Here is a 24379-nt window from a genome sequence, read left to right on the forward strand (position 1 = left end):
CCGGGAAGGACTGTGCGCGTGGCTGCGAATCTTCTGCTGCTGTCTACTGCTGATACCGACCTGCTGGCTGCGGCTGAGGCAGGTGCCGGCTGGAAGGTCGCCAACCCGGCGAGGCTGGCGCTGACCGAGCTGGGTGTGTTGCTCGACGCGGCTGAGGTCGTTGTGGTGCGGCTGCTCGGTGGGCGGCGGGCCTGGGAGGACGGGCTCGACGCGGTGCTCGCCTCCGGGAAGCCCGCCGTCGTCGTCAGTGGTGAGGCGGCGCCGGACGCCGAGCTGATGTCGCTGTCGACTGTGCCGGCCGGTGCGGTGACCGAGGCGCTCGCGTACCTCCGCGAGGGCGGTGCGGACAACCTCCGCAACCTGGCCGGGTTCCTGCGCGACACGCTGCTGCTGACCGGCGACGAGTTCGAGCCGCCCCGCGCGCTCCCGGCGTACGGCGTCCGTGGGACGTACGTCGAGGACGGCCGGCCCGTGGTCGGCATCGTGTACTACCGCGCGCACGAGATCTCCGGGAACACCGCGTTCGTGGACACCCTGGCCGCCGCGGTCGCGGACGCCGGGGCACAGCCGTTGCCCGTGTACTGCGGGACGCTGCGCGGGCTCGATGCGACGAGCGACGAGAACGCCGGGCTGTTCGACGTGCTCCGGAAGTGCGACGTACTCGTGACCACGCTGCTCGCCGCGGGCGGATCGGTGGCGGCGAACGCGAGCGCCGGCGGTGCGGACGACGCGTGGGACGCGGGTGCGCTCGCGTCGCTCGACATCCCGTTGATCCAGGGGCTCGCGCTGACCTCGACCCGTGAGCAGTGGCTGGACAGCGACGCGGCGGTGAGTCCGCTGGACGCGGCGACGCAGGTCGCGATCCCGGAGTTCGACGGGCGGCTGATCTCGGTGCCGTTCTCGTTCAAGTCGTACGACGCCGACGGGCTCGCGCGGTACGCGCCGGACGCGGAGCGGTGTGCGCGGCTCGCGGGGATCGCGGTCGCGCATGCGCGGTTGCGGCACGTACCGCCGGCCGGGAAGCGGCTCGCGCTGGTGCTCTCGTCGTACCCGACGAAGCATGCGCGGATCGGGAACGCGGTCGGGCTCGACACCCCGGCCTCGGCGGTCGTGCTGCTCGGCGAGCTCGAGGCAGCCGGGTACGACCTCGGCGGGCTCGATCTGAGCGAGCTCCAGGGTGCTGACGGGGCGGACGGGTTGATCCACCGGCTGATCGCCGCGGGCGGGCACGACGTCGACTGGCTGACCGACGAGCAGTTGGAGACCGCGGTCGCGAAGGTGCCGCTCTCGACCTATGCGCAATGGTTCGGGCGGACGCCGGAATCGTTGCAGGCGGCAATGATCGGGGCCTGGGGTGCGGCGCCCGGTGAGCTGTACGTCGACCGGTCGGGCGCCGAGCCGGCGATCGCGCTGGCCGCGTTGCGGTTCGGGAACGTGGTGCTGATGATCCAGCCGCCGCGGGGGTTCGGGGAGAATCCGGTGGCGATCTACCACGACCCGGACATGGCGCCGTCGCACCACTACCTGGCGGCGTACCGGTGGCTGGAGGCTTCGCCGGAGGAGGGCGGCTTCGGGGCACACGCCGTCGTACACCTCGGCAAGCACGGGACGCTGGAATGGCTGCCGGGCAAGGGGATCGGGATGGCCGCCGACTGTGCTCCGGACGCGGTGCTCGGGAACCTGCCGATGGTGTACCCGTTCATCGTCAACGATCCCGGCGAGGGGACACAGGCGAAGCGGCGGGCGCATGCGACGGTCGTCGATCACCTGGTGCCACCGATGGCGCGGGCCGAGACGTACGGCGACATGGCGAAGCTGGAGTACCTGCTGGACGAGTACGCGACGGTGTCGGCGCTCGACCCGGAGAAGGTGCCGACGTTGCGGGCGCAGATCTGGACGCTGATCCAGGCGGCGCAGTTGCACCACGACCTGCACACGTCGGACAAGCCGGCGGACGACGAGTTCGACGAGTTCGTCCTGCATCTGGACGGGTACCTGTGCGAGATCAAGGATGTGCAGATCCGGGACGGGTTGCACATCCTCGGCGGTGCACCGGCCGGCGAGGCGCGGGTGAACCTGGTGCTCGCGATACTGCGGGCACGGCAGCTGTGGGGCGGTTCGTACTCCATTCCGGGGCTGCGGGCGGCGCTCGGGGAAGCCTTCGGAGTCGATGAGGCTGCTTTGCTCGACAACCCGGGAGCGGCAGCTGAGCTTGCCGATCTCGCGGCTCTTGCCGACCTGCCTGCTGTGAGCGGGGCCGACGGGGTCGACCTGCTGGAGGCGCTGGCGCGGAAGCTGGTCGTCGGGATGGAGACGGTCGGCTGGGACGCGACGAAGGTTCCAGTTGTCGTCAGCGAGGTGTTGGCCCGCGACTGGGAGGAAGAAAACACGGGAGAGTCTCGCGCGGGTGGGTTGGGCGGGGTGGTGGCGTCCTTGCGGTTTGCTGCTGAGGAGGTTGTGCCGCGGTTGGCGCGGACGGGGGACGAGGTGGCCAACGTGTTGCGGGCGCTGGACGGGCGGTTCGTGGAGGCTGGGCCGTCGGGGTCGCCTACCCGCGGGCTGGTGAATGTGCTGCCTACCGGGCGGAACTTCTACGCGGTCGACCCGAAGGCGATTCCCAGCCGGAACGCCTGGGACGTGGGCGTGGCGCTCGCTGACTCGTTGCTTGCCCGGCACCAGGCGGAGACGGGGGAGTACCCCCGGTCCGTCGGCCTGACCATCTGGGGTACGTCGGCCATGCGGACGCAGGGTGACGACCTCGCCGAGGTGTTGTGGCTGCTCGGCTGCCGGCCGGTGTGGGACGAGGCGTCGCGGCGGGTGACCAGCTTCGAGGTGGTGAGCCTGGAAGAGCTCGGGCGGCCGCGGATCGACGTGACGATCCGGATCTCCGGGTTCTTCCGGGACGCGTTCCCGCACGTCGTCGCACTCCTCGACGAAGCGGTCCGGACGGTGGCGGCGCTGGACGAGCCGGCGGACGGCAACTTCCTGAAGGCACACGTCGCCGAAGATGTTGCTGCGGGCAACGACGTACGGCAGGCGACGGCTCGCGTGTTCGGCTCCAGGCCGGGCTCGTACGGCGCCGGTCTGCTGCCGCTCGTCGACGCCCGGAACTGGCGGACCGACGCGGAGCTCGCCGAGGTGTACGCCGTCTGGGGCGGGTACGCGTACGGCAAGGACCTCGACGGCGCCGAGGCCCGCGGCTCGATGGAGCGCGCGTACGCCCGGATCCAGGTCGCGGCCAAGAACGCCGACACCCGCGAGCACGACATCATGGACTCCGACGACTACTTCCAGTACCACGGCGGCATGATCGCGATGGTCCGGCACCTGACCGGCGCGAACCCGAAGGCGTACGTCGGCGACTCGGCCGTCCCCGCGCAGGTGCGGACGCGGACGCTGGAGGAAGAGGCGAAGCGGGTGTTCCGCGCGCGGGTGGTGAACCCGCGGTGGATGGCGGCGATGCGCCGGCACGGGTACAAGGGCGCGTTCGAGATGGCGGCGACCGTGGACTACCTGTTCGGGTACGACGCGACCGCGGGCGTGGTGGACGACTGGATGTACGAGTCGCTGACCACCGAGTACGTCGCGGACCCGGAGATGGCGGAGTTCTTCCGGAAGTCGAACCCGTGGGCCCGGCACGGCATCGCGGAACGGCTGCTGGAGGCGGCGCAGCGGGGGCTGTGGGCGGAACCGTCGGACGAAGCGCTGGAGACGCTGCGGAACGCGGTACTTGAGACGGAGGGTGACATCGAGGACCGCGGCTGATTGGGTCGACGCATGGCACGGGTATTGATCACCAACGACGACGGTTACCTCGCACCCGGGATCCGGGCTCTCGCGCCGGCGATCGCCGAGCTCGGGTACGACGTACTCGTGGTCGCGCCGCTGCTCGACGAGAGCGGGGTCGGCTCGGCCCGTGCCCGGATGGTCGGGCGGCCGATCCGGACGGTGTCCGACGAGGAGCACGGCGTCACGTTCACCGGTATCGAGGGGACGCCGGCGCTCGCGGTCACGCTGGCCTGCGTCGGCGCGTTCGGCCCGGCGCCGGACCTGGTGCTGTCCGGGATCAACCGCGGGCTGAACATCGGCGTACCGATCTTCCACTCCGGCACCGTCGCGGCGGCGCTGACCGCGGCCGGGATGGGACTGTCGGCGGTTGCCGTCAGCATCGACTCCGACGACCCGGCGCACTGGCCGACCGCGGCGACGGTCGCCGGTGAGGCCCTCGGCTGGATCGCCGAGGAGCCCGTCGGCACGGTCCTGACGATCAACGTGCCCGACCGCCCGCTGGACCAGCTGGCCGGTGTCCGGCACGCGTCCCTCGCCGTCCCGCAGCGCACCCGGCTGGTCGGCACCAAGGCCCCGACCGGTGAGCCGATGGTCGCGATCGAACGCCCCGGCACCCCGCCCGTCCCCGGCACCGACGAGGCCCTGCTGGCCGAGGGATTCGTCACAGTCACCCCGATCGTCGGCATCCGCGAGGTCCCCGACGACGCCGCCGCCACCGCCCTCGCGAAGCGGATGACCGGGCGGTCGTCCTAGGCGGATCCCCACGCAGGCAGAACCCGCCCCGGGACAGCGGGAAATCGTCCTCCAGTTGAGTTGTGTCTGCGTGTGGATCCGTGGCGACAGCTGGGCGGGGTGCGCTGTGGGGTGGACGGGTGTGCCATGATCGGGCCGACGGTTGTGGTGGAACCCGGTGAGAGTCCGGGGCGGTCCCGCCACTGTGACCAGGGCCTGCGTGAAGAAGGTCCCGGAAGCCAGGGCATCCGCGGCCGTCCGCCGGGTCGCGGTCTCGCGGTACGGCGTACCAGCCGTAGCGGGCGTGGACACCCGCTCGACGAAAGGGCCGCCGATGCGGGCTGCAGTTGCGAACTCCTTTCCTTTCACCGCGGTCGTCGGGATGGACGAGCTCCAGCTCGCCCTGGCCCTGGCCGCGATCTCGCCGGCGATCGGCGGGGTGCTGATCCGCGGCGAGAAGGGTACGGCGAAATCGACCGCGGTCCGGGCGCTGACCGAGATCCTGCCGCCGGTGGACGTCGTACCTGGCTGCCGCTTCTCCTGTGACCCCGGCCGTCCCGACCCGACCTGCCCGGACGGGCCGCACACCGGGGACGGGGAGCCGCGGGCGGCGCGGTTGGTGGAGTTGCCGGTCGGGGCGACCGAGGACCGGGTGCTCGGGTCGCTGCACCTGGAGAAGGCGCTCGCGGAGGGCATCACGGCGTACGAGCCGGGGCTGCTGGCGGCCGCGCATCGCGGGTTGCTGTACGTCGACGAGGTGAACCTGCTGCACGACCACCTGGTCGACGTACTGCTGGACGCCGCCGCGATGGGCCGGGCGACCGTGGAGCGGGACGGGGTGTCGGTCACGCATCCGGCGCGGTTCGTGCTGGTCGGCACGATGAACCCGGAGGAGGGGGAGCTGCGGCCGCAGCTGCTGGACCGGTTCGGGCTGACCGTCGACGTGGTCGCCAGCCGGGATCCTGCGGTGCGGGTCGAGGTGATGCGGGCGCGGCTCGGGTACGAGGCGGATCCCGACGCGTTCGTGGCGCGGTACGACGGCCCGCAGCGGGAGCTGGCCGAACGCATCGTGAAGGCGCGCGACCTGCTGACCGAGGTGATCCTGACCGACGCGGCACTGCGACAGATCGCGGAGATCTGCGCGTCGTTCGACGTGGACGGGATGCGCGCGGACCTGGTCACCGCTCGTACGGCGGTGGCGCACGCCGCCTGGTCGGGGCGTACGGTCGTCGAGGTCGAGGACGTCCGGGCCGCCGCCAAGCTGGCCCTCCCGCACCGCCGCCGCCGGAACCCGTTCGACGCTCCCGGCCTCGACCAGGATCAGCTGGAAGAAGCCATCAACAACAGCACCCCACCGGAAGACCCGGACGACGACCCAACCCCAGGTGGCCCGGACGGATCCGGAGGAGGTGACGCGCCGGCGGAGAGCCCCGAAACGGATGAATCGGCCGCTTCCACTCCATCGTCCCCTGATGGGGAGGACGCAGTCCCAGGTCCCGCGCCCAGCGGTAACGTCGCGGGCAGTTCCGAGCCCTACAAGGCGCGGTTGTTGAGTGTGCAGACTGCCGGGGCCGGAGTGGCTGGGCGGCGGTCGAGGGCGCTGACCGAGGTGGGGCGGGTTGTGGGGGAGCGGGGCCCGGGTCGGGCGTGAGGCGGGGCGGCCGCATGTGTTGGGGACGGTGCGGAGTGCGGCGCCGTACCAGAAAGTTCGAGGGCGCAGTGGCCCCGGGCTGGTGGTGCGGGCGGACGACGTACGGCTGGCGGTCCGCGAAGGACGCGAAGGGAACCTCGTCCTGTTCTGCGTCGACGCGTCCGGCTCGATGGGGACCAAGAAGCGGATGGGCGAGGTGAAGACCGCGATCGTCTCGCTCCTGCTCGACGCGTACCAGCGCCGCGACACCGTCGGCCTCGTCACCTTCGCCGGCCCCGCCGCGACCGTCGCGCTCCCGCCGACGGGCAGCGTCGAGACCGCCGTACGGCGGCTCGAATCCCTCCCCACCGGCGGTCGTACCCCACTCGCCGAAGGCCTCCTGCAGGCCGCCGACGTACTGCGGATCGCCGCCGTCCGGGACCCGCGCCGGCGCCCGCTCCTGGTCCTCGTCACCGACGGCCGCGCGACGTACGGCGACAACGCGTTCGGCCGTGCCCGGCAGGCGGCCGGCCACCTCGCGCAGCGCGGGATCGCCACCGTCGTGGTCGACTGCGAACCGCGCCGCGGCATCCGGCTCGGCCTCGCCGCGGAGCTCGCCGGGGATCTCGGAGCGGAGTACCTCGACCTCGGAGACGTTGCCGCCGGCAACCTCATCCGGACGGTCACCGAACGGAAGGTGGCCTGAGATGCCGAAGGGGCAACCGGCCGCGGTACCGGACGACGGCCTGACCACCCGGCAGCGCCGCAACCGCCCGCTGCTGATGGTGCACACCGGCGAGATGAAGGGGAAGTCGACCGCCGCGTTCGGGATGGCGCTCCGGGCCTGGAACCAGGGCTGGAACCTCGGGGTCTTCCAGTTCGTCAAGAGCGCCAAGTGGAAGGTCGGCGAGGAGACCGCGTTCAAGGCGCTCGGCGAACTGCACGCGTCGACCGGGCAGGGCGGGCCGGTCGAGTGGCACAAGATGGGCGAGGGCTGGAGCTGGTCCCGCAAGGCCGGCACCGAGGAGGACCACGCCGCCGACGCGCTCGAGGGCTGGCGCGAGATCCAGCGCCGGCTGGCCGCGGAGACGCACGACCTCTACGTGCTGGACGAGTTCACGTACCCGATGAAGTGGGGCTGGGTCGACGTCGACGAGGTGGTCGAGACACTGACCGGGCGGCCGGGGCATCAGTACGTCGTGATCACCGGCCGGGACGCGGATCCGAAACTGCTGGCGGCCGCGGACCTCGCCGCCGAGATGACCAAGCTCAAGCACCCGATGGACACCGGCCAGAAGGGTCAGAAGGGCATCGAGTGGTGATCCCGCGGGTGGTGGTGGCCGCGCCGTCGTCCGGTGCCGGGAAGACGACGGTCGCGGTCGGGCTGATGGCCGCGCTGCGGCGGGCCGGGCATACGGTCGCCGGGTTCAAGGTCGGGCCGGACTACATCGATCCCGGGTTCCACGCGATCGCTACCGGTCGGCCGGGCCGCAACCTCGACCCGATGCTGTCCGGGGAGGAACGCGTCGCGCCGCTGTTCGCCCACGGCTCCGCCGGCGCGGACCTGGCCGTCGTCGAGGGCGTCATGGGCCTGTACGACGGTGCGCTCGGGACGGACGGTTTCTCGTCCACCGCCCACGTCGCGAAACTTCTCGAGGCACCCGTGATCCTCGTGGTGGACGCGTCTGCGGCCGGACGCAGCGTCGGCGCCGTCGTCCAGGGTTTCGTTGCCTACGACACCGCCGTACGCATCGTCGGCGTCATCCTGAACAAGGTCGGCTCCGACCGTCACGATGCCGAAGTACGAGCCGGTGTCGCTCCCACCGGGGTACCGGTCCTGGGTGTCCTCCGCCGGGACACCCGTCTGACAGTCCCCAGCCGCCACCTCGGCCTCGTACCTGCCAACGAACAGCAAACCCAAGCGGAGAAAGCAGTAGCCGCCGCAGCGGAACTCGTCCACCAAGGCGTAGACCTCCAGGCAGTCGTAGCGGCAGCTCACGCCGCCCAACCCACGGAAACAACCCCCTGGACCCCAAGCACCGAGACCACGTCGTCGGCAGGACGGCGGCCGGTGGTTGCCGTTGCAGGTGGTCCGGTCTTCTCCTTCCACTACACGGAGACGACCGAGCTGCTGACTGCTGCCGGTGCCGAGGTGGTGACCTTCGACCCACTGACAGACAAGTTGCCTGAAGCAACTGCTGGACTGTACCTCGGTGGTGGTTTCCCCGAGCTGCACGCCGAGGGCCTGTCCGCGAATGCCGAGCTGCGCCGCCAGGTAGCAGCCGCGGTGGCGAGCGGACTGCCGGTGATTGCCGAATGCGCCGGGTTGTTGTACCTGTGCCGCGAGTTGGACGGTCACACAATGACCGGCGTACTCCCCGCCACCGCCACCATGACGCCCCGTCTGACGCTCGGCTACCGTACGGCGGTCGCCGCCACCACGACCGCGTTCTTCGACGAGGGCCGCCGGGTCCGCGGCCACGAGTTCCACCGCACCACGGTCGAGCTCGACCACGACATACGTCCCGCCTGGCACCTCCCCGGCGGTGTCGAAGGCGTCACGCTCCCGCAGGTGCACGCGTCGTACCTGCACCTGCACTGGACCGCCACTCCCGACGTGCCGGCCAGGTTCGTCGCTGCCGCCCGCGAGTACGCCGGATGAGCCTCGTCGTCGGAGTGGGCCTCCGATCCGGTACGCCGTACGCCGAACTCGCCGACGCCGTCGCGGCCGCCGTGAAGGACCTGCCCGGCGAGATCCGCCTACTCGTCACGCTCGCAGGCCGCGAGTCCGAGCCCGCCCTGCGACAACTGGCCGACCACCTCGACGTGGAGCTGCGTACCTTCACCAAAGACGAGCTGGCCGATCAGCCCGCCCCGACCCCGAGCGACCAGGTCGCCCACCTGAAGGGCACCCCCAGCGTGGCCGAAGCCGCAGTACAGGCAACCGGTGCCGAACTCCTCGTCCCGAAGCACAAAACCTCCAACACAACCGTCGCCGTCGGCCGCGGGCGTGGTGCGCCTGGTTATGGGGCGCGGGATCGCGGCGCCGTGCATCGGGTGATCGCGGAGCGGCGGGATGTTCGGCGGGGGTTCCTGGAGGTGCCGATCGACGGCACGGTGCTGACGCGGGTGCTGGAGGCGGCGCACCGGGCGCCGAGTGTTGGGCTCAGTCAGCCGTGGGACTTTCTGCTGATCCGGGACGTCGCGACCCGGCGGAAGGTGCACGACCTGGCGACGCGGCAGCGGGACGCGTTCGCGCGATCGCTTCCGGAGCAGCGGCGGCAGGCGTTCGACGGGCTGAAGATCGAGGCGATCCTCGACACCCCGTTGAACATCGCGGTGACCTGCGACCCGGGTCGCGGCGGCCGGCACGTCCTCGGCCGGCACGCGGATCCGCGCACCACCTGGTTCTCGGCCGCGATCGCGATCCAGAACCTCTGGCTCGCCGCCCGCGCCGAAGGACTCGGCGTCGGCTGGGTCTCGTTCTTCGGTCCGCAGGAGGTCGCGGAAGTACTCGGCCTCCCGCCCCACCTCGAGCTGATCGGCTACCTCTGCGTCGGGTACGTCGACGAGTTCGCCCCGGCCCCCGAGCTCGTCCGCTCCGGCTGGGCCGAACGCCGCCCGCTGTCCTGGGCGATCCACCACGAACAATGGGGCCGCCGCGACACCTCGATCGTCGACGACGCCCTGCACGCCGCACAGAACGCAGTACGCACAACCGGCCAACGCATCCACGTCATCGTCGGCGGGAACGTAGCCCACCTCGAGCAGCCCGAGTCCTTGGTCGTCGATCTCGGCACCACCAAGCCGGACCACAACTTCGGCGTACTGTGGCGCCCGGCGCGCACCCCCGCGGAAGCCGAGGAGTACGGCGTGGAAATCGCCCGCGACCTCGCTCTCCAGGGCGCCGGCCACCTCGACGTACACCTGGCAACCGACTCGGCGACGGCGAAGGCCCTGGCGGAAGGGCTCACGCTCGGCGCGTCCGCGTGTGGCCTGAAAGTGTCCCGCTGAGACGTTTCTGAGTCCCACGTACTACCAGGGTCGTACGTGGGACTCACTCTTTCGGGTGAACCTGCCCGGAGGGGCCTTGGTTCCGTCGGCACACGGTGCGAGGCTGTATGCATGGGCGTAGCGCAGCGCAACAGACGATGGTTGGTTCCGGTCACGGCGGTTGCAGTGGTGGCAGCGGTAGGGGCACTCGGTCCGGTGGTCGCGGACGCCTCGCCGAAGCTGCCGAGTATCACCGCACAGGATCTGCTCACCAAGGTGCAGTCCGCGAAGGTGGACGGCTTGAGCGGCATGGTCAGCTCGACCGCGGATCTCGGGCTGCCGGCGATCCCGGGGATGGGCGACCGCGGCGGCAACAGCACCACCAGCCAGATCACCCAGATGCTCAGCGGCCAGCACACCGCGCGGGTCGCGTTCGCGAGCCCGGACAAGGCCCGGGTGTCGGTGCTCGACAACCAGGCCGAGCGGGTCTGGACGACCGACGGCACGTCCGCGTGGGCGTACGACTCGGGCAACCGCGAGGCGACCAAGCTGACGCTGCCCGCGCACCAGAGCGCCAAGCCTGAGAAGACGGCACCGGAGAACTACAACCCGCAGACCGTGGCCAAGCAGTTCCTGGCCGCGATCGACCCGACCACCACGGTCCAGGTCAGCGGCACCGAGAAGGTCGCCGGCCGGGACGCGTACAAGCTCCGCCTGGTGCCGAAGACCGACAAGACGACGGTCGGTTCGGTGACGCTGGCGATCGACTCGAAGACCTGGGTCCCGCTGGACGTGACCGTGATGCCGCGCAGCGGCGGCAGCCCGGCGGTCGAGCTCGGCTTCACCTCGGTGTCGTTCGCCGTACCGTCCGCGAGCACCTTCACGTTCACCCCGCCGAAGGGTGTCAAGGTCACCGACCAGAAGGTGCCGTCCAAGGTCACCCCGAAGCAGATCGCGCCGAAGCAGGTCGAGCCGCCGAGCGGCGTCCTTCCCCGCAAGTCCGGTACGCCGGCCGACAAGCCGACCGTGATCGGTACGGGCTGGGACAGCGTCGTGATGTTCAAGGGTGGCGCGCAGACCGCCGGCCTGACCGGGAACGGCCAGCTCGCGCAGTTGCTCGCGAAGGCGCCGACCGTGCAGGGCTCGTGGGGTAAGGGCAAGGTGCTGACCAGCAAGATGGTGAGTGTGCTGATCACCGACGACGGCCGGGTCTTCGCCGGTCTGGTCACTCCGGACACCCTGCAGGCCGCCGCGGCCAAGGCCCCGCGCTGAACGACGAGACGCTGAGCAGCGAGATGGCGAGCGCGCCGGTCGTCACCCACGGGTTGACCAAACGGTTCCGCAGCGGACAGATCGCGGTCGACGCGGTCGACCTGGAGGTGCCGGCCGGTAGCGTGTACGGCTTCCTCGGCCCGAACGGGTCGGGGAAGACCACCACGATCCGGATGCTGCTCGGCCTGATCGCCCCGACGTCCGGGTCGGTCGAGCTGCTCGGCGAGCCGATGCCGAAGGCGCACCTGCGGGTGCTGCCGCGGGTCGGCGCGCTGGTCGAAGGCCCGGCGTTCTACCCGTTCTGGACCGGTCAGGCGAACCTGCTGCGCTTCGACGCCGCGGACCGGACGGCAGACCCGAAGACCCGCAAGGCGCGCGCAGGGGAGGCGCTGGAGCGGGTCGGTCTGTCGAACGCGTCCGGCAAGAAGGTCCGCGCGTACTCGCTCGGTATGCGGCAGCGGCTCGCGATCGCGGTCGCGCTGATGCAGCGCCGCGAGCTGCTGGTGCTGGACGAGCCGACGAACGGCCTGGACCCGCAGGGCACCCGTGAGGTCCGGCACCTGATCCGTGAGCTGGCCAACGACGGTACGACGGTGTTCACGTCGACGCACCTGCTGGACGAGGTCCAGCAGGTCTGTACGCACGCCGCGGTGATGAGCCGCGGCAAGCTGGTCCGGCAGTCCACCGTCGCGGATCTGCGCGCCGAGCTCCGTCCCCGGCTGGTCGTCCGTACTCCGGATCTCACCCAGGCGGCCGACACGCTGCAGGGTCTCGGTGTCACGGACCTGAAGACCACCGAGGAGACCGTCGAGGGCGACCCCGGCGAGCTCCCGATCGAGAAGTTCGCGGCCGCCCTGGTCGCCGCCGACGTCCGGATCCACGGCTTCGGCCTGGAACGCCCGAGCCTGGAGGACGCGTTCGTGGCACTCACCGGGGAGGGTTTCGATGTCGCCGAGTGAAGCGACCGCCGACGTCAAGGCTGCTGAGGCAGCTGAGGCTGCCGTGGTGCCCAGCGCCGGGCGGCACACGCTGGCGTTGTTCGGGTCCGAGCTGCGGCTGGTGTTCGGCCGGGCGCGGACCCTGGTCGGGCTCGGTGTGCTGGCCGCGGTCCCGTTGCTGATCGGGATCGCGATCAAGGTCTCCGGCACCGACGGCGGCACCGACGGGTTCCTCGGGCAGATCGCCGGCAACGGGCTGTTCCTGATCGTCGGCAGCCTCGGCCTGTCGATGCCGTTCTTCCTGCCGACCGCGGTGACCGTGGTCTCCGGCGAGTCGCTGGCCGGCGAGGCCAGCCTCGGCACCCTCCGCACCATGCTCACCGCGCCGGCCGGGCGGTCCCGGCTGCTCGCCGCCAAGATGGTCGCGCTCTCGGTGTTCTGCCTGGTCGCGACGATGGTGATCTGGATCTCCGGCCTGATCGTCGGGTTCGTGCTGTTCCCGGTCGGTGACGTGCTGCTGCTGTCCGGTTCGACCGTCTCGCTCGGCGACGGCCTGGTCCGCGCGCTGGGGATTGCCGTGCTGGTCGCGCTGTCGCTGCTCGGGCTGGCCGCGATCGGTCTGTTCGTGTCGTCGCTGACCTCGACGCCGCTGGCCGCGATGGCGGCGACGTTCGGCGCGTTCGTCATCCTTGGGATCCTGACCGCGATCCCGCAGCTGCACGCGATCCACCCGTGGCTGCTGATCTACCACTGGCAGTCGTTCGCCGACCTGCTCCGAGATCCGCCGTACTACCACGACATCATCCGCAACCTGCTGCTCCAGGCCGGGTACGTCGTGGTCTTCTACGCGGCCGCCTGGGCACGCATCACGAGCCGCGACATAACCTAAGCCGGGTGGAAGCCGACCTCGTCGCCGTACTTCGCTGCCCGGTCTGTGCGGATTCGCTCGCCCTGTCTGACCGTACGGCGCGGTGCTCGCACGGGCACACATACGACCTGGCCAAGCAGGGGTACCTGAACCTGCTGCCCGCGGCGTCGAACGGTATCGAGGGCGACTCGGCCGCGATGGTCGGCGCCCGTACGGTCTTCCTCGGCACCGGCCACTACGCACCGATCCGGGACGCACTGATCCTCGCGGCCGACCTGGGCGACGACGACCTGGTGGTCGAGGTCGGCGCCGGTACGGCGTACTACCTGTCCGGCGTCCTCGGCCTGTCGGAGCATCGGCGCGGTGTCGCCCTGGACGTGTCGAAGTACGCCGCCCGCCGGGCCTCGAAGGTCGATCCGCGGATCGCCTCCGTGGTGTGCGACGCGTGGCGCGAATTGCCGCTCGTCGACGGCTCCGCGCAGCTGCTGCTGAACGTGTTCGCGCCCCGCAACGCCCGGGAGATGGCGCGCGTACTCGCGCCGGGCGGCCGGCTGCTCGTCGTCACGCCGAACCAGCAGCATCTCGCCGAACTGGTCGACGTACTCGGAATGGTCAGCGTCGACGAGGACAAGGAACGCCGCCTCGAGGACTCGCTGAACGGGGAGTTCACGCGGACCGGCAGCGAGGTGGTCGAGGAGGTCATGCCCCTGGACCGGACGGCCGTGGAGCAGTTGGTGCTGATGACGCCGAGCGCCCGGCACCTGAACTACCGCGAGCTCCTGCAGCGGATCGCGCTGCTGCCGGAGCCGAGCATCGTCACGCTGTCGGTCACGCTGTCGACGTGGGAGCCGTACTGACAGCAGAGTGATGCCGGCTCGAGCTCGGCACCACTGAGCGAGTCCCGGATCAGGCCGCGTTGCCGATCAGTTCGCGGGCGACGACCGTGCCGTGGTTGCCGGCGTCGACGTGGGCCTCGGACTCCGAGACCTTGGAGGCGTCGATCAGCTCCTCCATGCCCGGGGTGACCGGGGCCAGGGTGAGTTCGGCGGCCGCGGTCCGGATGTTCATGCCGAACACGTCACCGAAGATCCGCTCCAGGTACGGCGTCGCGTGGTCCCAGCCGTGCTTCGGGGAGCCGGGACCGTAGCCGCCGCCCCGGGCGAGGGCGAAGATCGCCGGCTTGTCGGCGAGCGGGCGCGAACCGAAGGCGAGGTCCTTGTCGATCACCAGCACGTCGATCCAGGTCTTCACGTTCTGCGCGATGCCGTAGTTGTACATCGGGACGGCGAGCAGGACCGCGTCGGCGGTCACGATCTCGGCCTTCAGCTCGTCGGCGATCGCCTGTGCGTCCGCGAGCGGCATCCGGTCGGCGCCGGCGGCCGGCTCCTGGCCCAGCTGGGCGGCGACCAGCGTCGGCCACACGGTCGAGGGGAGCGGGTGCTGACCGAGGTCACGCCGTACGACGACACCGTCCGGGTGCTCCGCCTTCCAGGCGGCCTCGGCGCTGTCCGCCAGCGCGCGGGACACCGAACCGTCCAGCCGGACGCTGGCGTCGACGCGTAGCAGGGTGCTCATATGTTCTGTCTCCATCGAGTTGAGAGGGCGAGCTCGTTTGAGCTGTTCCGAAGATAATCTGTAAGGCAGAACATATTCAAGTCAGATCGTATTCCAGGTGGCGTACGCACGTAGGATGGACGCATGTCCAGTACTCCGGCCGACGTCGCCGCCCGTGGAGCGCGCGGGATCGAGCCCCAGAGCGCCGGTGGTGCGCCGGTGGAGGCCGATCTCGGCTGGGCCCTGGGCGTTGTCTTCCGGCAGTACGCGAAGGCGTCAGCGGCGGCCCTGGAGGGCCTTCCCGGTGGGCCGCGCGGGTATCAGGTGCTGGCGACGACCAGCTCCGAAGGCCCGAAGCGGCAGCTGGACCTGGCCGCGCAGCTCGGCGTCGACCGGACCGTGATGACGTACCTGCTGGACGACCTGGAGAAGGCCGGCCTCGTGCAGCGCCGCCCGGACCCGGCCGACCGCCGGGCGCGGCTGATCGCGCCGACCGAGCAGGGCCACGAGGTGATGTGCGACCTGGAGCGGCGGCTGCGCGCGACCGAGGACCACATGCTCGGCATCCTCGACGACTCGGAGCGCGCCAGCTTCCGGATGCTGCTGCAGCGGCTGGCGATGAAGGCCAACGCGATCGACCCACTGCACAACGCCTGCACCCTCGCCGAGGCCGACGACCCCGCACAGACCTGACCGCAGACCTAACGCAGCGGGACGAAGCCGGATTCGTAGGCGCGGATCACGGCCTGGGTGCGGTCCCGGGCGTTCAGCTTGGAGAGCACGTTCGCGACGTGCGTCTTGACGGTCTGCAGGCCGAGGATCAGCTCGGCCGCGATCTCGGCGTTCGACAGCCCGCGCGCCATCAGCCGCAGCACCTCCTGCTCGCGCTCGGTGAGCTGGTACTCGTCGAGCCCGGTCGGCGCCGGCGCGCCCGCGTGGGCGAGTGCCAGCGCGCGGATCGCCTCCGGAAACAGCAGCGACTCGCTGCGCGCGACCGTCCGGATCGCCGCGACGATGTCGTCCGGCGGCGTCCGCTTGAGCAGGAATCCGGACGCGCCCGCGCGGAGTGCGTCGTACACGTAGTCGTCGTTCTCGAACGTGGTGACGACCAGCACCCGCGGCGCCGGGTCGAGGCTGTCCAGCAGCAGCCGGGTCGCCTGGATGCCGTCCACCGCGGGCATCCGGACGTCCATCAGTACGACGTCGGCACCGGTACGGCGGACCAGCGGGAGCACCTCCGCGCCGTCGCCCGCCTCGCCGACGACCGTGAGGTCCTCCTCGGCGTTGATGATGGCGCGCAGTCCGCTACGGATCAGCGGCTCGTCGTCGACCACGACCACGGACAGGTTCATCTCATCCCTTCGTCACGTTCACCGGCAGCCGTACGGCGAGTCTCCAGCCCGGGCCGTCCGGGCGGCTGACCGGCCCGGCGTCGACGGTGCCGCGCAGTACGGCGACTCTTTCACGGATCCCGGCCAGGCCGCGGCCGCCGCCCGTGTGATCGGATCTGCCGCTGACCGGGTTGGCCACGATCAGCTCGAGGCCGGAGGCGTCCAGGCGGATGGATATTCCTACGGCGAGTTCGCCGGCCGGGCGGCCCGCGTGCCGGATCGCGTTGGTGAGGCCCTCCTGGATGATCCGGTACGCCTCCCGGGAGACCGCCGCGGGCAGCTGCGCCAGCTCGCCCCGGTGCTCGACCTCGACCGTGATGCCGCCCGCACGGGTCGCCTCGACCAGGCGGTCCAGCCCGCCGAGCGTGGTCTGTGGCGCCGTACGGGAACCCGGACGCCGGTCGTCGCGGAGCAGCCCGAGGACGTGGTCGAGGTCCGCCAGCGCCGCCCGCGCGGAGGTCTCCATCGCGGCCAGCGCGGTCTTGGCGAACTCCGGGTCGCTGGCCAGCACCCGACGGGCCGCGGCCGCCTGGATCGTGACCAGGCTGAGTGCGTGCCCGACGCTGTCGTGCAGCTCGCGGGCCAGACGGTTGCGCTCGGCAAGCGTCGCGGTCTGCTGCTCGAGCAGCTCGATGCGCTCCGCGGCGGTCGGGCCGAGGACCTGCGGCGCCAGGTACGCCAGCAGGGCGCCGACCGCGGCCGAGAGCAGGAACAAGGAGGCGAGCCCGCCGATCGCGGCGGCCGGCATCCACAGGTCGGTCCAGTTGCCGCGCACGGCGTACGACAGTCCCGGTACGGCGTCGTGCGTGCCGGCGGAGCGGAACGGGGCGGCCAGCCAGATCGCGCCGAGGCCGAACACGACGGTACTGAGGACGCCGACCACGCCGCCGCCCAGCAGGTGCAGGCAGAACCACGCCGTCGTCCGGCGGCGTTGTGCCCAGGTCCGCGCCGGGCCGAGTGGCCGCTCCTCGAAGCGCACCGCGAGCAGCGACTCGACCGCGATGCCCTCGACCTCGCGGACCGCGGGCAGCAGCCCGAGCACGAGCGGCGGCACCAGCCCGAGCACCACGTAGAGGGTGCCGGTGGCAACCTTCGGCAGTCCGAGGCCGGAGACCACCGCGCCCAGCGCGCTGTCGACCAGGATGAACGCCAGCACCAGCGCGGCGCCGAGCAGCAGGTACACCCAGCGCAGGTACGTCGACGGACGCCACAGGCAACCGATCGCCTGCCACACCCACCGCGCCGTCGTTCTCACGGTGACATCGTGTCAAAGCCGGGGGAGCGCCACCTCCCTCCCCGGAGTGAGCGCAGGGAAACCCGTGCCGACCGGACCCGTGACGTGGGCTCGGTCACCAGAAAGTTGAGGGTTTACGTAAATTTGACGCAATGCCGCCGGGTTCGGTCCTCGCGGGCGTCGCGATCTGCTGCCCAGGCAGGTACGGTCTGTGGTCGGGGCGGGTGCCCGTCTGGCTACGGACAGGCATGGGGGAGCTCCAGGAACGGGTGGCCGGCAGGATGCGAGGACCCGGTGCGGCGGACGTTAAGTCCCCGTGAAGTCCGCGCGGACCGATTGACCACCTTTCTGCATTTGATGTTTGATCAAATATCGGGACGAGAGAGGTCGATATGAGGTTGAGGCGTTCCGTCATCGCCCTGATGGCGGTCCTGGGGCTCGCCGTGGTGAGTGCGTGTGGCGGCGGTGACAACAAGGCGTCGAGCGGCGGCGACAGTGGCCTGCAGAAGGTCAGCTACCTGACGTCGTTCAACACCTTCGGTCGCGAGGCGTACGCGTATGTCGCGCTCGAGAAGGGTTACTTCAAGGACGCCGGTTTCGACGTCAAGATCAGCCCTGGCAGCGGGACCGTGGACGTGATGAAGCTGGTGGCCGGCGGTCAGGCCGACTACGGCATCGGCGACTTCACCGCGTTCGCGATCACCCTCGCCAAGCAGAAGCTCCCGGTGACGTCGGTGGGCATGATCCACCAGCGGTCGATGGCCGCGATCATGTCGCTGGACGGCCTGGGCATCAGCGGCCCGCAGGACCTGCCGGGCAAGACGATCGGCGACCAGCCGGGTTCCACCAACACGGTGATGTTCCCGGTCTACGCGAAGGCGGTCGGGATCGACCCGAAGTCGGTCACCTTCCTGCCGTCGCCGCCACCCGGCCTGCCGGCCCTGCTGGCGTCCGGCAAGGTGCAGGGCATCGGCCAGTTCGTGGTCGGTGAACCGCTGATCGCGAAGGCCGACAGCAAGCACCGCAAGGTGATCACGCTGCCGTACGGCGACAAGGTGCCGGACCTGTACGGCAACACGATCATCACCCGGTCGGACCTGGCCAAGGACCATCCGGACCAGGTGAAGAAGTTCACCAACGCCCTGCTCAAGGGTCTGCAGGACACCGTGAACGACCCGGCCGGGGCCGCCGCGATCATGAAGAAGTACGTGCCGAACGTCGATCTGGACGTTGCCACCAAGGAACTCCAGATCATGCAGAAGTATGTGAAGCCGGACGGCTTCAACGGCCCGCTCGGCGATGTCACGCAGGCGCGGGTGCAGAAGATCATCTCGCTGCTCGAGGAGTCGCAGGCGATCGGCAAGGGCTCGATCACGCCCGACGACATCGTGACGATGAGCCTCGCCCCGAAGAGCTGACGAAGAGCTGCGGTTAGGAGTACTGGAACCGGATGATTCGCCTGGACGGTGTAGGGCAGGTCTTCGACGGACGTGAGGGCCGGGTGACCGCCCTGGAGGAGATCGACCTGCACGTTCGTGGCGGCGAGTTCGTCACGCTGATCGGCCGGTCCGGCTGTGGCAAGTCCACGCTGCTCCGGCTGATCGCGGGACTGCTGCCGCCGACGTCCGGTGCGGTCCGGGTGGCGGGGGAACCCGTCACCGGACCCCGCCGGGACGTCTCGTTCATGTTCCAGCGGCCGGCCCTGCTGCCGTGGCGGTCCGTGCTGTCGAACGTGATGCTGCCGGTCGAGATCGACAAGGGCGCCGGCAGCAAGGCGTCGTACCGGGATCGGGCCCACGAGCTGATCGAGCTGGTCGGGCTGCAGGGGTTCGAGCGGCGGCTGCCGCACGAGTTGTCCGGCGGTATGCAGCAACGGGTGTCGCTGTGCCGGTCGCTGATCCGGGACCCGCAGGTGATGCTGATGGACGAGCCGTTCTCCGCGCTCGACGCGCTCACCCGGACCGAGCTGTCCGAGGAGCTGCAGCGGATCAAGATGGAGCTGTCCACCACGATCGTGTTCGTCACGCACTCGATCGAGGAGGCCGTGGTGCTGGCCGACCGGGTGGTGGTGCTGACTCCGCGGCCCGGCCGGATGCGGGAGGTCGTCGAGATCGGCATCCCGCGGCCGCGCAGCCTCGGCCAGAACGCGCACCTCACCGAGGTCGCGGAGATCAGCGGCCGGCTGCACGCGCTGCTCGCTCAAAAAGACAGCGCCGAAAAAGACAGCGCCCGAAAGGACAGCGCCGAGACGGACGTCCGGGCGGTACAGGACGTGCGGCCGTGACGAACAGGCGATCCTGGCTGACCTCGTCCCCGGTCTCGGCCGTCGTCCTGCCGATCGTCGGCCTGCTGGCCGTGATGGGGCTGTGGTGGGGCGCGACGGTCGTGTTCGCGATCGAGCCGTTCCTGCTGCCGAGTCCGTGGGCCGTGCTGCAGAAGTTCTTCGAGCAGCCCGGACAGCTGCTGTCCGAGACCGGTACGTCGCTGCTGGAGACGATCGAGGGTTTCCTGCTGGCGATCGTGATCGGCGTACCGATCGCGCTGGTGATCGTCCGCTCGGTGATCCTCGAGCGGCTGGTGTACCCGCTGCTGCTGATGGTGAACGCGATCCCGAAGGTGGCGGTGGCGCCGCTGCTGGTGATCTGGATGGGCTTCGGGCAGTGGCCGAAGGTCGTGATGGTGCTGCTGCTGTGCTTCTTCCCGATCGTGATCTCGACCGCGGAGGGGATGAAGTCGACCCCGACCGAGCTGGTCGAGCTGATGCGGTCGCTGAAGGCGAGCCGGGCGCAGGAGTTCTTCAAGCTCCGGCTGCGGTACGCGATGCCGCAGATCTTCACCGGGTTCAAGGTCGCGATCTCGCTCGCGGTGATCGGTTCGGTGATCTCCGAGTTCGTTGGTGCCACCAAGGGCCTCGGGTACGTCATCCAGCAGTCCGGCGCGAGCGCCGACACCACGCTGGCCTTCGCCGCGATCATGCTCCTGAGCGTGATGAGCGTCGTCCTGTTCTACGGCCTCGCCCTGCTGGAGCACCTGCTCCTTCCCTGGGCACAGGAGAAGCGATGACTGTACTGATGCCGCGCCTCCGGCGCGGCGGGTCATCGGGCCCTGGCTCCCGGTCTTCCCTCGTGGCTCCGGTCGCTTCGCTCTCTGCGCTCCTCAGTCCAGACCGGGAGGCCCGATGACCGCACAAGCTTCGGATGCGGATCGTCGTGTCCTGGTTCGGCCGGAGTGGCTCGAGGCCACGGTGGCGGCCGTGTTCACCGCGGTCGGGTTCGAGTCCGCCGACGCCGGCGAGATCGCGTCGGCGCTCGTCGAGGCGGACCTGCGCGGCGTCAGTTCGCACGGCGTGATGCTGGTCCCGATGTACGTCGAACGGCTGAACGCCGGCGGTGTCACCCGGGAGCGCGAGCTCGACGTACTGTTCGACGCCGGGGCCGCGATGGCGGTGGACGCCCGCGGCGGGATGGGGCAGCTGACCAGCCCGCAGGCGATGGGCCACGCGGTCGAGCGTGCCGGGCGGTACGGGATCGGCATCGTGTCGGTGCGGAACGCGCACCATTTCGGGGCCGCGAGCCGCTGGGCGATGCAGGCAGGCGAAGCTGGGTGTATCGGTATCGCAATGTCGAACACGACACCGCTGATGCCCGCTCCGGGCGGTGCGGAACGGCTGGTCGGCAACAACCCATTGGCGATCGCGGTACCGACCACGGCCGGCGTCGAGATCGTGCTGGACATGGCGTTGTCGGCGGTTGCCCTGGGCAAGATCCGGCTGGCCGCGTCGGCCGGGCGGACGATCCCGGACAGCTGGGCCACGGACCGCGACGGTACGCCGACCACCGACCCGGACGAGGCCGTCCTGGGCATGCTGCTGCCGGCCGCGGGCCACAAGGGCTTCGGGCTGGCGCTGATGATCGACGTGCTCACCGGCGTGCTCAGCGGCGGCGGCTGGGGCGACCAGGTCCGGCCGCTGTACCGCGAGCCGGACCGGCCGAACGACTGCGCGCACCTGTTCCTGGCCATCGACCCGGAGCTGATGGGCGGCGTCGAGGACTTCAAGCGCCGGTCGTCCGGGCTGGCGGCCCGGGTCCGCGGCAGTGCGACCGCGCCCGGAGTGAACCGGCTGTACCTGCCGGGGGAGATAGAGGCCGAGCGCGCCGGGCAGCAACAGCGCAACGGCGTACTGATCGAGAGGTCGGGACTCGACGGGCTGCTGGCCGCCGCGCGTGCGGTCGGTGCCGTCGTACCGGCGGGAGGGGTGCTGAACTGATGCCGAAGACACAGGTTTCCACCGCGGCGCTGCGGAGCCCGAACGGGGTGTTCTCGCAGGCCACGACGGTCGAGGCGACCGGGCGGCTGGTGTTCGTCTCCGGGATGACCGCACGGACGCCGGACGGCAGCATCGCCGGCGTTGGAGACGTCCGGGAGCAGACCCGCCAGGTGTGCGAGAACGTGAAGGCGGCCGTCGAGGCGGCCGGCGGCACGCTCGCGGACGTCTGCCGGGTCGACGTGTATGTCCGCAACATGGAGGACTTCGCGAAGATCCACGAGGTCCGGGCGCAGTACTTCCAGGAACCCTTGCCGGCCTCGACCATGGTCGAGGTCAGCAAGCTCGCCAATCCTGACTATCTCATCGAGATCAACGCGATCGCGGTGGTCTCATAACCGGGGGTGATGTTGTGCGCGGCGTCGAGTGGACCTGAGATGAGATACGTGATGGTGGAGCACGCCGGGGCTGTCGTCCCCGGCGTGCTCTCCGGTGAATCGGTGCAGTTGCTCGCAGCAACAGATTTGACCGAGGCGATCACCGAGGGCGCTTCGGTAGTAGGTGAGATCCCTTATCGGGAAGAGATTCTGCGGGCGCCGCTGCGGCGCTTCCGGCGGGACATCCTGTGCACCGGGTGGAACTACTGGGACCACTTCGAGGAGAGCAAGGGCAAGCGCGAGGGCCAGGACGTGGACCGGCCGGAGCACCCGACGTTCTTCACCAAGGGACCGGACGTGGTGATCGGGCCGTACGACGACATCGCCTGGGACCCGGCGATCTCCGCCAAGTGGGACTACGAGGCCGAGGTCGCGCTGGTGATCGGCAAGACCGGCAAGAACATCCCCGTTGCAGAGGCCCTCGACCACGTCTGGGGCTACCTGCTCGCGAACGACGTGTCGCAGCGGGACCTGCAGCGTGCGCACGGCGGGCAGTGGCTGAAGGGCAAGAGCATCGACGACACGATGCCGCTCGGCCCGTGGATCGTCACCGCCGACGAGGTGGGCGACCCGCAGGACATCCACCTGCAGTGCCTGGTGAACGACGAAGTACGCCAGGACGCGTCGACGCGGCAGATGGCGTTCGACGTGGCCACACTGATCAGTGAGCTGTCCTTCGGTATGACGCTGCGCCCGGGTGACCTGCTGCTGACGGGCACGCCCGCAGGCATCGGCAACGCCCGCGAGCCGCAGGTGTTCCTGCAGGACGGCGACGTGGTCGTCACGCGTTCCGACAAGCTGGGGGAGTTGCGCAACAAGGTGACCCGCGGATGAGCGGGCCGTTGGAGCTGCTGCCGGGTGGCGGCAAGGGCGGTCGCCGTACGCTCGCCGAGCACGCGGCCGCGGAGCTGCACCAGCTGATCCTGTCCGGGGAGCTGCCCAGCGGTACGCCGTTGCGTCTGGTGGAGCTGGCCAGCCGGCTGGAGATGAGCCAGATGCCCGTACGTGAAGGCCTACGCCGGCTGGAAGCACTGGGGCTGGTGGAGATCATCCCGCACCGCGGCGCCTGGGTCCGTGACCTGTCGCTGTCGGATCTGCGGGACACGCACGAGACCCGGCTGGCGTTGGAGAGCCTCGCCGTACGGGCTGCTGCTGCTCACTTCACCGAAGAGGACCTGTCGAAGGCGGCTGCTGCACTGGCCGAGCACTTGCGGCTGTCGCGCGCCGAGGACTCGGCAGGTGCCCGTGACGCGCATGCGGACTTCCACTTCACGATCTACCGTGCCAGCGGCTCCCAGTGGTTGCCGCGGGCAATCGAGCCGGTGTGGCAGAACAGCGAGCGCTACCGGTTCGGGAGCCGCCAGACCGCGTTCCTGATCGAGCGGAACCGGCAGGAACACCAGGCGATCCTGGACGCTTGCGAAGCCCGCGATCCGGACGCGGCCGAGCAGGCGCTGCGCAGTCACCTGACCGGCGCGTTCCAGCGGATCACCGAGACCATGACATCAGGGACATCAGGGACATCAGGGACGTCCAAGCAGAAGGAAACGCCATGAGGGCGAGCTTCGACGCGACCGGTGAGGTCGTGATGATCACAGGCGGCGCCCAGGGCATCGGTGCGGCGCTCGCCGCGGCCGTGAACGCTGCCGGCGGTACGGCGGTGGTCCTGGACGTGGCTGCACCCCCTGAGGGCGTCGCGCACATCCAGGTCGATGTCGCGGACCGGGCCAAGGTCTTCGAGGCCGTCGCTCAGGTGCAGGCGCAGTACGGACGGATCGACGGGCTGGTGGCCGGTGCGGCGGTGCAGCCGAGGTCGACAGTGCTGGAGCTGGACGCGGCCGAGTGGACCCGGACGTTGCAGGTGAACCTGGATGGTGTGGTCTGGGCGTGCCAGGCCGTCGTACCGCACCTGGTCGCCCGGCGGACGGGCTCGGTGGTGGTCTTCACCTCCGGGATGGCGTCCAGCGGGTACCCGGGCGCTGCGGCGTACGCGGCGAGCAAGGCGGCGCTGGTGGCGTTCGCGAAGACGCTCGCGGCGGAGGTGGCCGCGGACCGGGTCCGGGTGAACGTGGTCGCACCGGGGGTGATCGACACCGAGCAGTTCCGGGGAGCGAACGCCGGTGCGGACCGGGAGCACTGGCAGGACACCATAGGTATCGGCGACCCCGACGACGTGGTCGGCCCGTTGTTGTTCCTGCTGTCGGACGCGGCCGCGATGACCGGGTCGGTGCTGGCGAGGGAACGTGCCTTTGCCAAGCTGACGAGCTTTATCTAGTT

Annotated in this window: 22 protein-coding genes, 1 pseudogene and 1 riboswitch; of the genes and pseudogenes, 20 read left to right on the forward strand and 3 right to left on the reverse strand. The window is 70.3% G+C overall.

Annotated elements, in window-relative coordinates:
- Positions 1 to 18: 18 nt before the first annotated feature.
- From cobN to JOF29_RS41130, 11 genes and pseudogenes are all read left to right on the forward strand, one after another.
- Positions 19 to 3765, forward strand: coding sequence for a cobaltochelatase subunit CobN (gene cobN, locus JOF29_RS41085; protein ID WP_307863963.1), 3747 nt, complete (start codon positions 19 to 21; stop codon positions 3763 to 3765).
- 12 nt (positions 3766 to 3777) lie between these two features.
- Positions 3778 to 4542 carry a 5'/3'-nucleotidase SurE gene (gene surE, locus JOF29_RS41090; RefSeq protein WP_209699689.1) on the forward strand — a complete coding sequence of 255 codons (765 nt, stop codon included), beginning with the start codon at positions 3778 to 3780 and terminating at the stop codon, positions 4540 to 4542.
- A gap of 125 nt (positions 4543 to 4667) precedes the next feature.
- A riboswitch (cobalamin riboswitch) is annotated at positions 4668 to 4791 on the forward strand.
- Between the two features lie 64 nt (positions 4792 to 4855).
- Positions 4856 to 5830: pseudogene (locus JOF29_RS44215) on the forward strand (magnesium chelatase ATPase subunit I); the annotation flags it as partial.
- A 370-nt stretch (positions 5831 to 6200) separates the two neighbouring features.
- Positions 6201 to 6857, forward strand: coding sequence for a vWA domain-containing protein (locus tag JOF29_RS44220; protein WP_307863964.1), 657 nt, complete (start codon positions 6201 to 6203; stop codon positions 6855 to 6857).
- 1 nt (position 6858) lies between these two features.
- Entirely contained in the window at positions 6859 to 7473 is a 615-nt protein-coding gene (cobO, locus tag JOF29_RS41100; protein WP_209699690.1) for a cob(I)yrinic acid a,c-diamide adenosyltransferase, read from the forward strand.
- On the forward strand, positions 7467 to 8813 hold the full coding sequence (locus tag JOF29_RS41105) for a cobyrinic acid a,c-diamide synthase CobB (RefSeq protein ID WP_307863965.1): 1347 nt from the start codon (positions 7467 to 7469) through the stop codon (positions 8811 to 8813). Before cobO ends, JOF29_RS41105 begins: the two co-directional genes overlap by 7 nt.
- Positions 8810 to 10165, forward strand: a complete 1356-nt coding sequence (bluB, locus tag JOF29_RS41110; RefSeq protein ID WP_209699691.1) for a 5,6-dimethylbenzimidazole synthase — start codon at positions 8810 to 8812, stop codon at positions 10163 to 10165. The genes JOF29_RS41105 and bluB overlap by 4 nt, the downstream gene beginning before the upstream one ends.
- A 168-nt stretch (positions 10166 to 10333) precedes the next feature.
- Complete coding sequence (locus JOF29_RS41115) at positions 10334 to 11416, forward strand: LolA family protein (RefSeq protein WP_307863966.1); 1083 nt, start codon at positions 10334 to 10336, stop codon at positions 11414 to 11416.
- A 23-nt stretch (positions 11417 to 11439) separates the two neighbouring features.
- Positions 11440 to 12375 (forward strand): ABC transporter ATP-binding protein, encoded by a 936-nt coding sequence (locus JOF29_RS41120; protein ID WP_209699692.1) that lies wholly within the window; start codon positions 11440 to 11442, stop codon positions 12373 to 12375.
- On the forward strand, positions 12362 to 13243 hold the full coding sequence (locus JOF29_RS41125; RefSeq protein ID WP_209699693.1) for an ABC transporter permease: 882 nt from the start codon (positions 12362 to 12364) through the stop codon (positions 13241 to 13243). Before JOF29_RS41120 ends, JOF29_RS41125 begins: the two co-directional genes overlap by 14 nt.
- A gap of 5 nt (positions 13244 to 13248) precedes the next feature.
- Complete coding sequence (locus JOF29_RS41130) at positions 13249 to 14079, forward strand: putative RNA methyltransferase (RefSeq protein WP_209699694.1); 831 nt, start codon at positions 13249 to 13251, stop codon at positions 14077 to 14079.
- Positions 14080 to 14128: 49 nt separating this feature from the next.
- On the opposite strand, the gene JOF29_RS41135 is transcribed toward JOF29_RS41130, so the two are convergent.
- Positions 14129 to 14797, reverse strand: coding sequence for an FMN-dependent NADH-azoreductase (locus tag JOF29_RS41135; RefSeq protein ID WP_209699695.1), 669 nt, complete (start codon positions 14795 to 14797; stop codon positions 14129 to 14131).
- Between the two features lie 123 nt (positions 14798 to 14920).
- On the opposite strand from JOF29_RS41135, the gene JOF29_RS41140 reads away from it, so the two are divergent.
- Positions 14921 to 15469, forward strand: a complete 549-nt coding sequence (locus JOF29_RS41140; protein WP_209699696.1) for a MarR family winged helix-turn-helix transcriptional regulator — start codon at positions 14921 to 14923, stop codon at positions 15467 to 15469.
- 8 nt (positions 15470 to 15477) lie between these two features.
- Here the strand turns inward: JOF29_RS41140 and JOF29_RS41145 are convergent, their stop codons facing one another.
- Both JOF29_RS41145 and JOF29_RS41150 read right to left on the reverse strand, forming a co-directional pair.
- A complete protein-coding gene (locus tag JOF29_RS41145; RefSeq protein ID WP_209699697.1) occupies positions 15478 to 16128 on the reverse strand; it encodes a response regulator in 651 nt (216 codons plus the stop codon).
- A 1-nt stretch (position 16129) separates the two neighbouring features.
- Positions 16130 to 17422 carry a sensor histidine kinase gene (locus tag JOF29_RS41150; protein WP_307863967.1) on the reverse strand — a complete coding sequence of 431 codons (1293 nt, stop codon included), beginning with the start codon at positions 17420 to 17422 and terminating at the stop codon, positions 16130 to 16132.
- 371 nt (positions 17423 to 17793) lie between these two features.
- Between JOF29_RS41150 and JOF29_RS41155 the strand changes: the two genes are divergently transcribed.
- The 8 genes from JOF29_RS41155 (at position 17794) to JOF29_RS41190 (ending at position 24377) form a co-directional block, all read left to right on the forward strand.
- Complete coding sequence (locus JOF29_RS41155; RefSeq protein ID WP_209699698.1) at positions 17794 to 18819, forward strand: ABC transporter substrate-binding protein; 1026 nt, start codon at positions 17794 to 17796, stop codon at positions 18817 to 18819.
- A 32-nt stretch (positions 18820 to 18851) separates the two neighbouring features.
- Positions 18852 to 19685: an ABC transporter ATP-binding protein gene (locus JOF29_RS41160; RefSeq protein WP_209699699.1), complete on the forward strand. Its 834-nt coding sequence runs from the start codon at positions 18852 to 18854 to the stop codon at positions 19683 to 19685.
- On the forward strand, positions 19682 to 20464 hold the full coding sequence (locus tag JOF29_RS41165; protein WP_307863968.1) for an ABC transporter permease: 783 nt from the start codon (positions 19682 to 19684) through the stop codon (positions 20462 to 20464). The genes JOF29_RS41160 and JOF29_RS41165 overlap by 4 nt, the downstream gene beginning before the upstream one ends.
- Positions 20465 to 20579: 115 nt before the next feature.
- Positions 20580 to 21668 (forward strand): Ldh family oxidoreductase, encoded by a 1089-nt coding sequence (locus tag JOF29_RS41170; RefSeq protein ID WP_209699700.1) that lies wholly within the window; start codon positions 20580 to 20582, stop codon positions 21666 to 21668.
- On the forward strand, positions 21668 to 22063 hold the full coding sequence (locus JOF29_RS41175; protein ID WP_209699701.1) for a RidA family protein: 396 nt from the start codon (positions 21668 to 21670) through the stop codon (positions 22061 to 22063). Before JOF29_RS41170 ends, JOF29_RS41175 begins: the two co-directional genes overlap by 1 nt.
- Before the next feature lie 39 nt (positions 22064 to 22102).
- Positions 22103 to 22936, forward strand: coding sequence for a fumarylacetoacetate hydrolase family protein (locus tag JOF29_RS41180; RefSeq protein WP_209699702.1), 834 nt, complete (start codon positions 22103 to 22105; stop codon positions 22934 to 22936).
- The gene (locus JOF29_RS41185) at positions 22933 to 23658 is read left to right on the forward strand and encodes a GntR family transcriptional regulator (protein WP_209699703.1); all 726 of its coding nucleotides are present in this window, start codon (positions 22933 to 22935) and stop codon (positions 23656 to 23658) included. Before JOF29_RS41180 ends, JOF29_RS41185 begins: the two co-directional genes overlap by 4 nt.
- Positions 23655 to 24377, forward strand: coding sequence for an SDR family NAD(P)-dependent oxidoreductase (locus JOF29_RS41190; RefSeq protein ID WP_209699704.1), 723 nt, complete (start codon positions 23655 to 23657; stop codon positions 24375 to 24377). The genes JOF29_RS41185 and JOF29_RS41190 overlap by 4 nt, the downstream gene beginning before the upstream one ends.
- The last annotated feature ends 2 nt before the right edge of the window (positions 24378 to 24379 follow it).

The organism is Kribbella aluminosa, from assembly GCF_017876295.1.
GTDB lineage: Bacteria > Actinomycetota > Actinomycetes > Propionibacteriales > Kribbellaceae > Kribbella > Kribbella aluminosa.

Coding starts and splice junctions, on each gene's coding strand:
- JOF29_RS41170 (WP_209699700.1), top strand. CDS start 20,580: ATGACCGCACAAGCTTCGGATGCGGATCGTCGTGTCCTGGTTCGGCCG.
- JOF29_RS41180 (WP_209699702.1), top strand. CDS start 22,103: ATGAGATACGTGATGGTGGAGCACGCCGGGGCTGTCGTCCCCGGCGTG.
- JOF29_RS41145 (WP_209699697.1), bottom strand. CDS start 16,128: ATGAACCTGTCCGTGGTCGTGGTCGACGACGAGCCGCTGATCCGTAGC.
- surE (WP_209699689.1), top strand. CDS start 3,778: ATGGCACGGGTATTGATCACCAACGACGACGGTTACCTCGCACCCGGG.
- JOF29_RS41175 (WP_209699701.1), top strand. CDS start 21,668: ATGCCGAAGACACAGGTTTCCACCGCGGCGCTGCGGAGCCCGAACGGG.
- JOF29_RS41190 (WP_209699704.1), top strand. CDS start 23,655: ATGAGGGCGAGCTTCGACGCGACCGGTGAGGTCGTGATGATCACAGGC.
- JOF29_RS41125 (WP_209699693.1), top strand. CDS start 12,362: ATGTCGCCGAGTGAAGCGACCGCCGACGTCAAGGCTGCTGAGGCAGCT.
- cobO (WP_209699690.1), top strand. CDS start 6,859: ATGCCGAAGGGGCAACCGGCCGCGGTACCGGACGACGGCCTGACCACC.
- JOF29_RS41185 (WP_209699703.1), top strand. CDS start 22,933: ATGAGCGGGCCGTTGGAGCTGCTGCCGGGTGGCGGCAAGGGCGGTCGC.
- bluB (WP_209699691.1), top strand. CDS start 8,810: ATGAGCCTCGTCGTCGGAGTGGGCCTCCGATCCGGTACGCCGTACGCC.
- JOF29_RS41120 (WP_209699692.1), top strand. CDS start 11,440: ATGGCGAGCGCGCCGGTCGTCACCCACGGGTTGACCAAACGGTTCCGC.
- JOF29_RS41135 (WP_209699695.1), bottom strand. CDS start 14,797: ATGAGCACCCTGCTACGCGTCGACGCCAGCGTCCGGCTGGACGGTTCG.
- JOF29_RS41160 (WP_209699699.1), top strand. CDS start 18,852: ATGATTCGCCTGGACGGTGTAGGGCAGGTCTTCGACGGACGTGAGGGC.
- JOF29_RS41155 (WP_209699698.1), top strand. CDS start 17,794: ATGAGGTTGAGGCGTTCCGTCATCGCCCTGATGGCGGTCCTGGGGCTC.
- JOF29_RS41140 (WP_209699696.1), top strand. CDS start 14,921: ATGTCCAGTACTCCGGCCGACGTCGCCGCCCGTGGAGCGCGCGGGATC.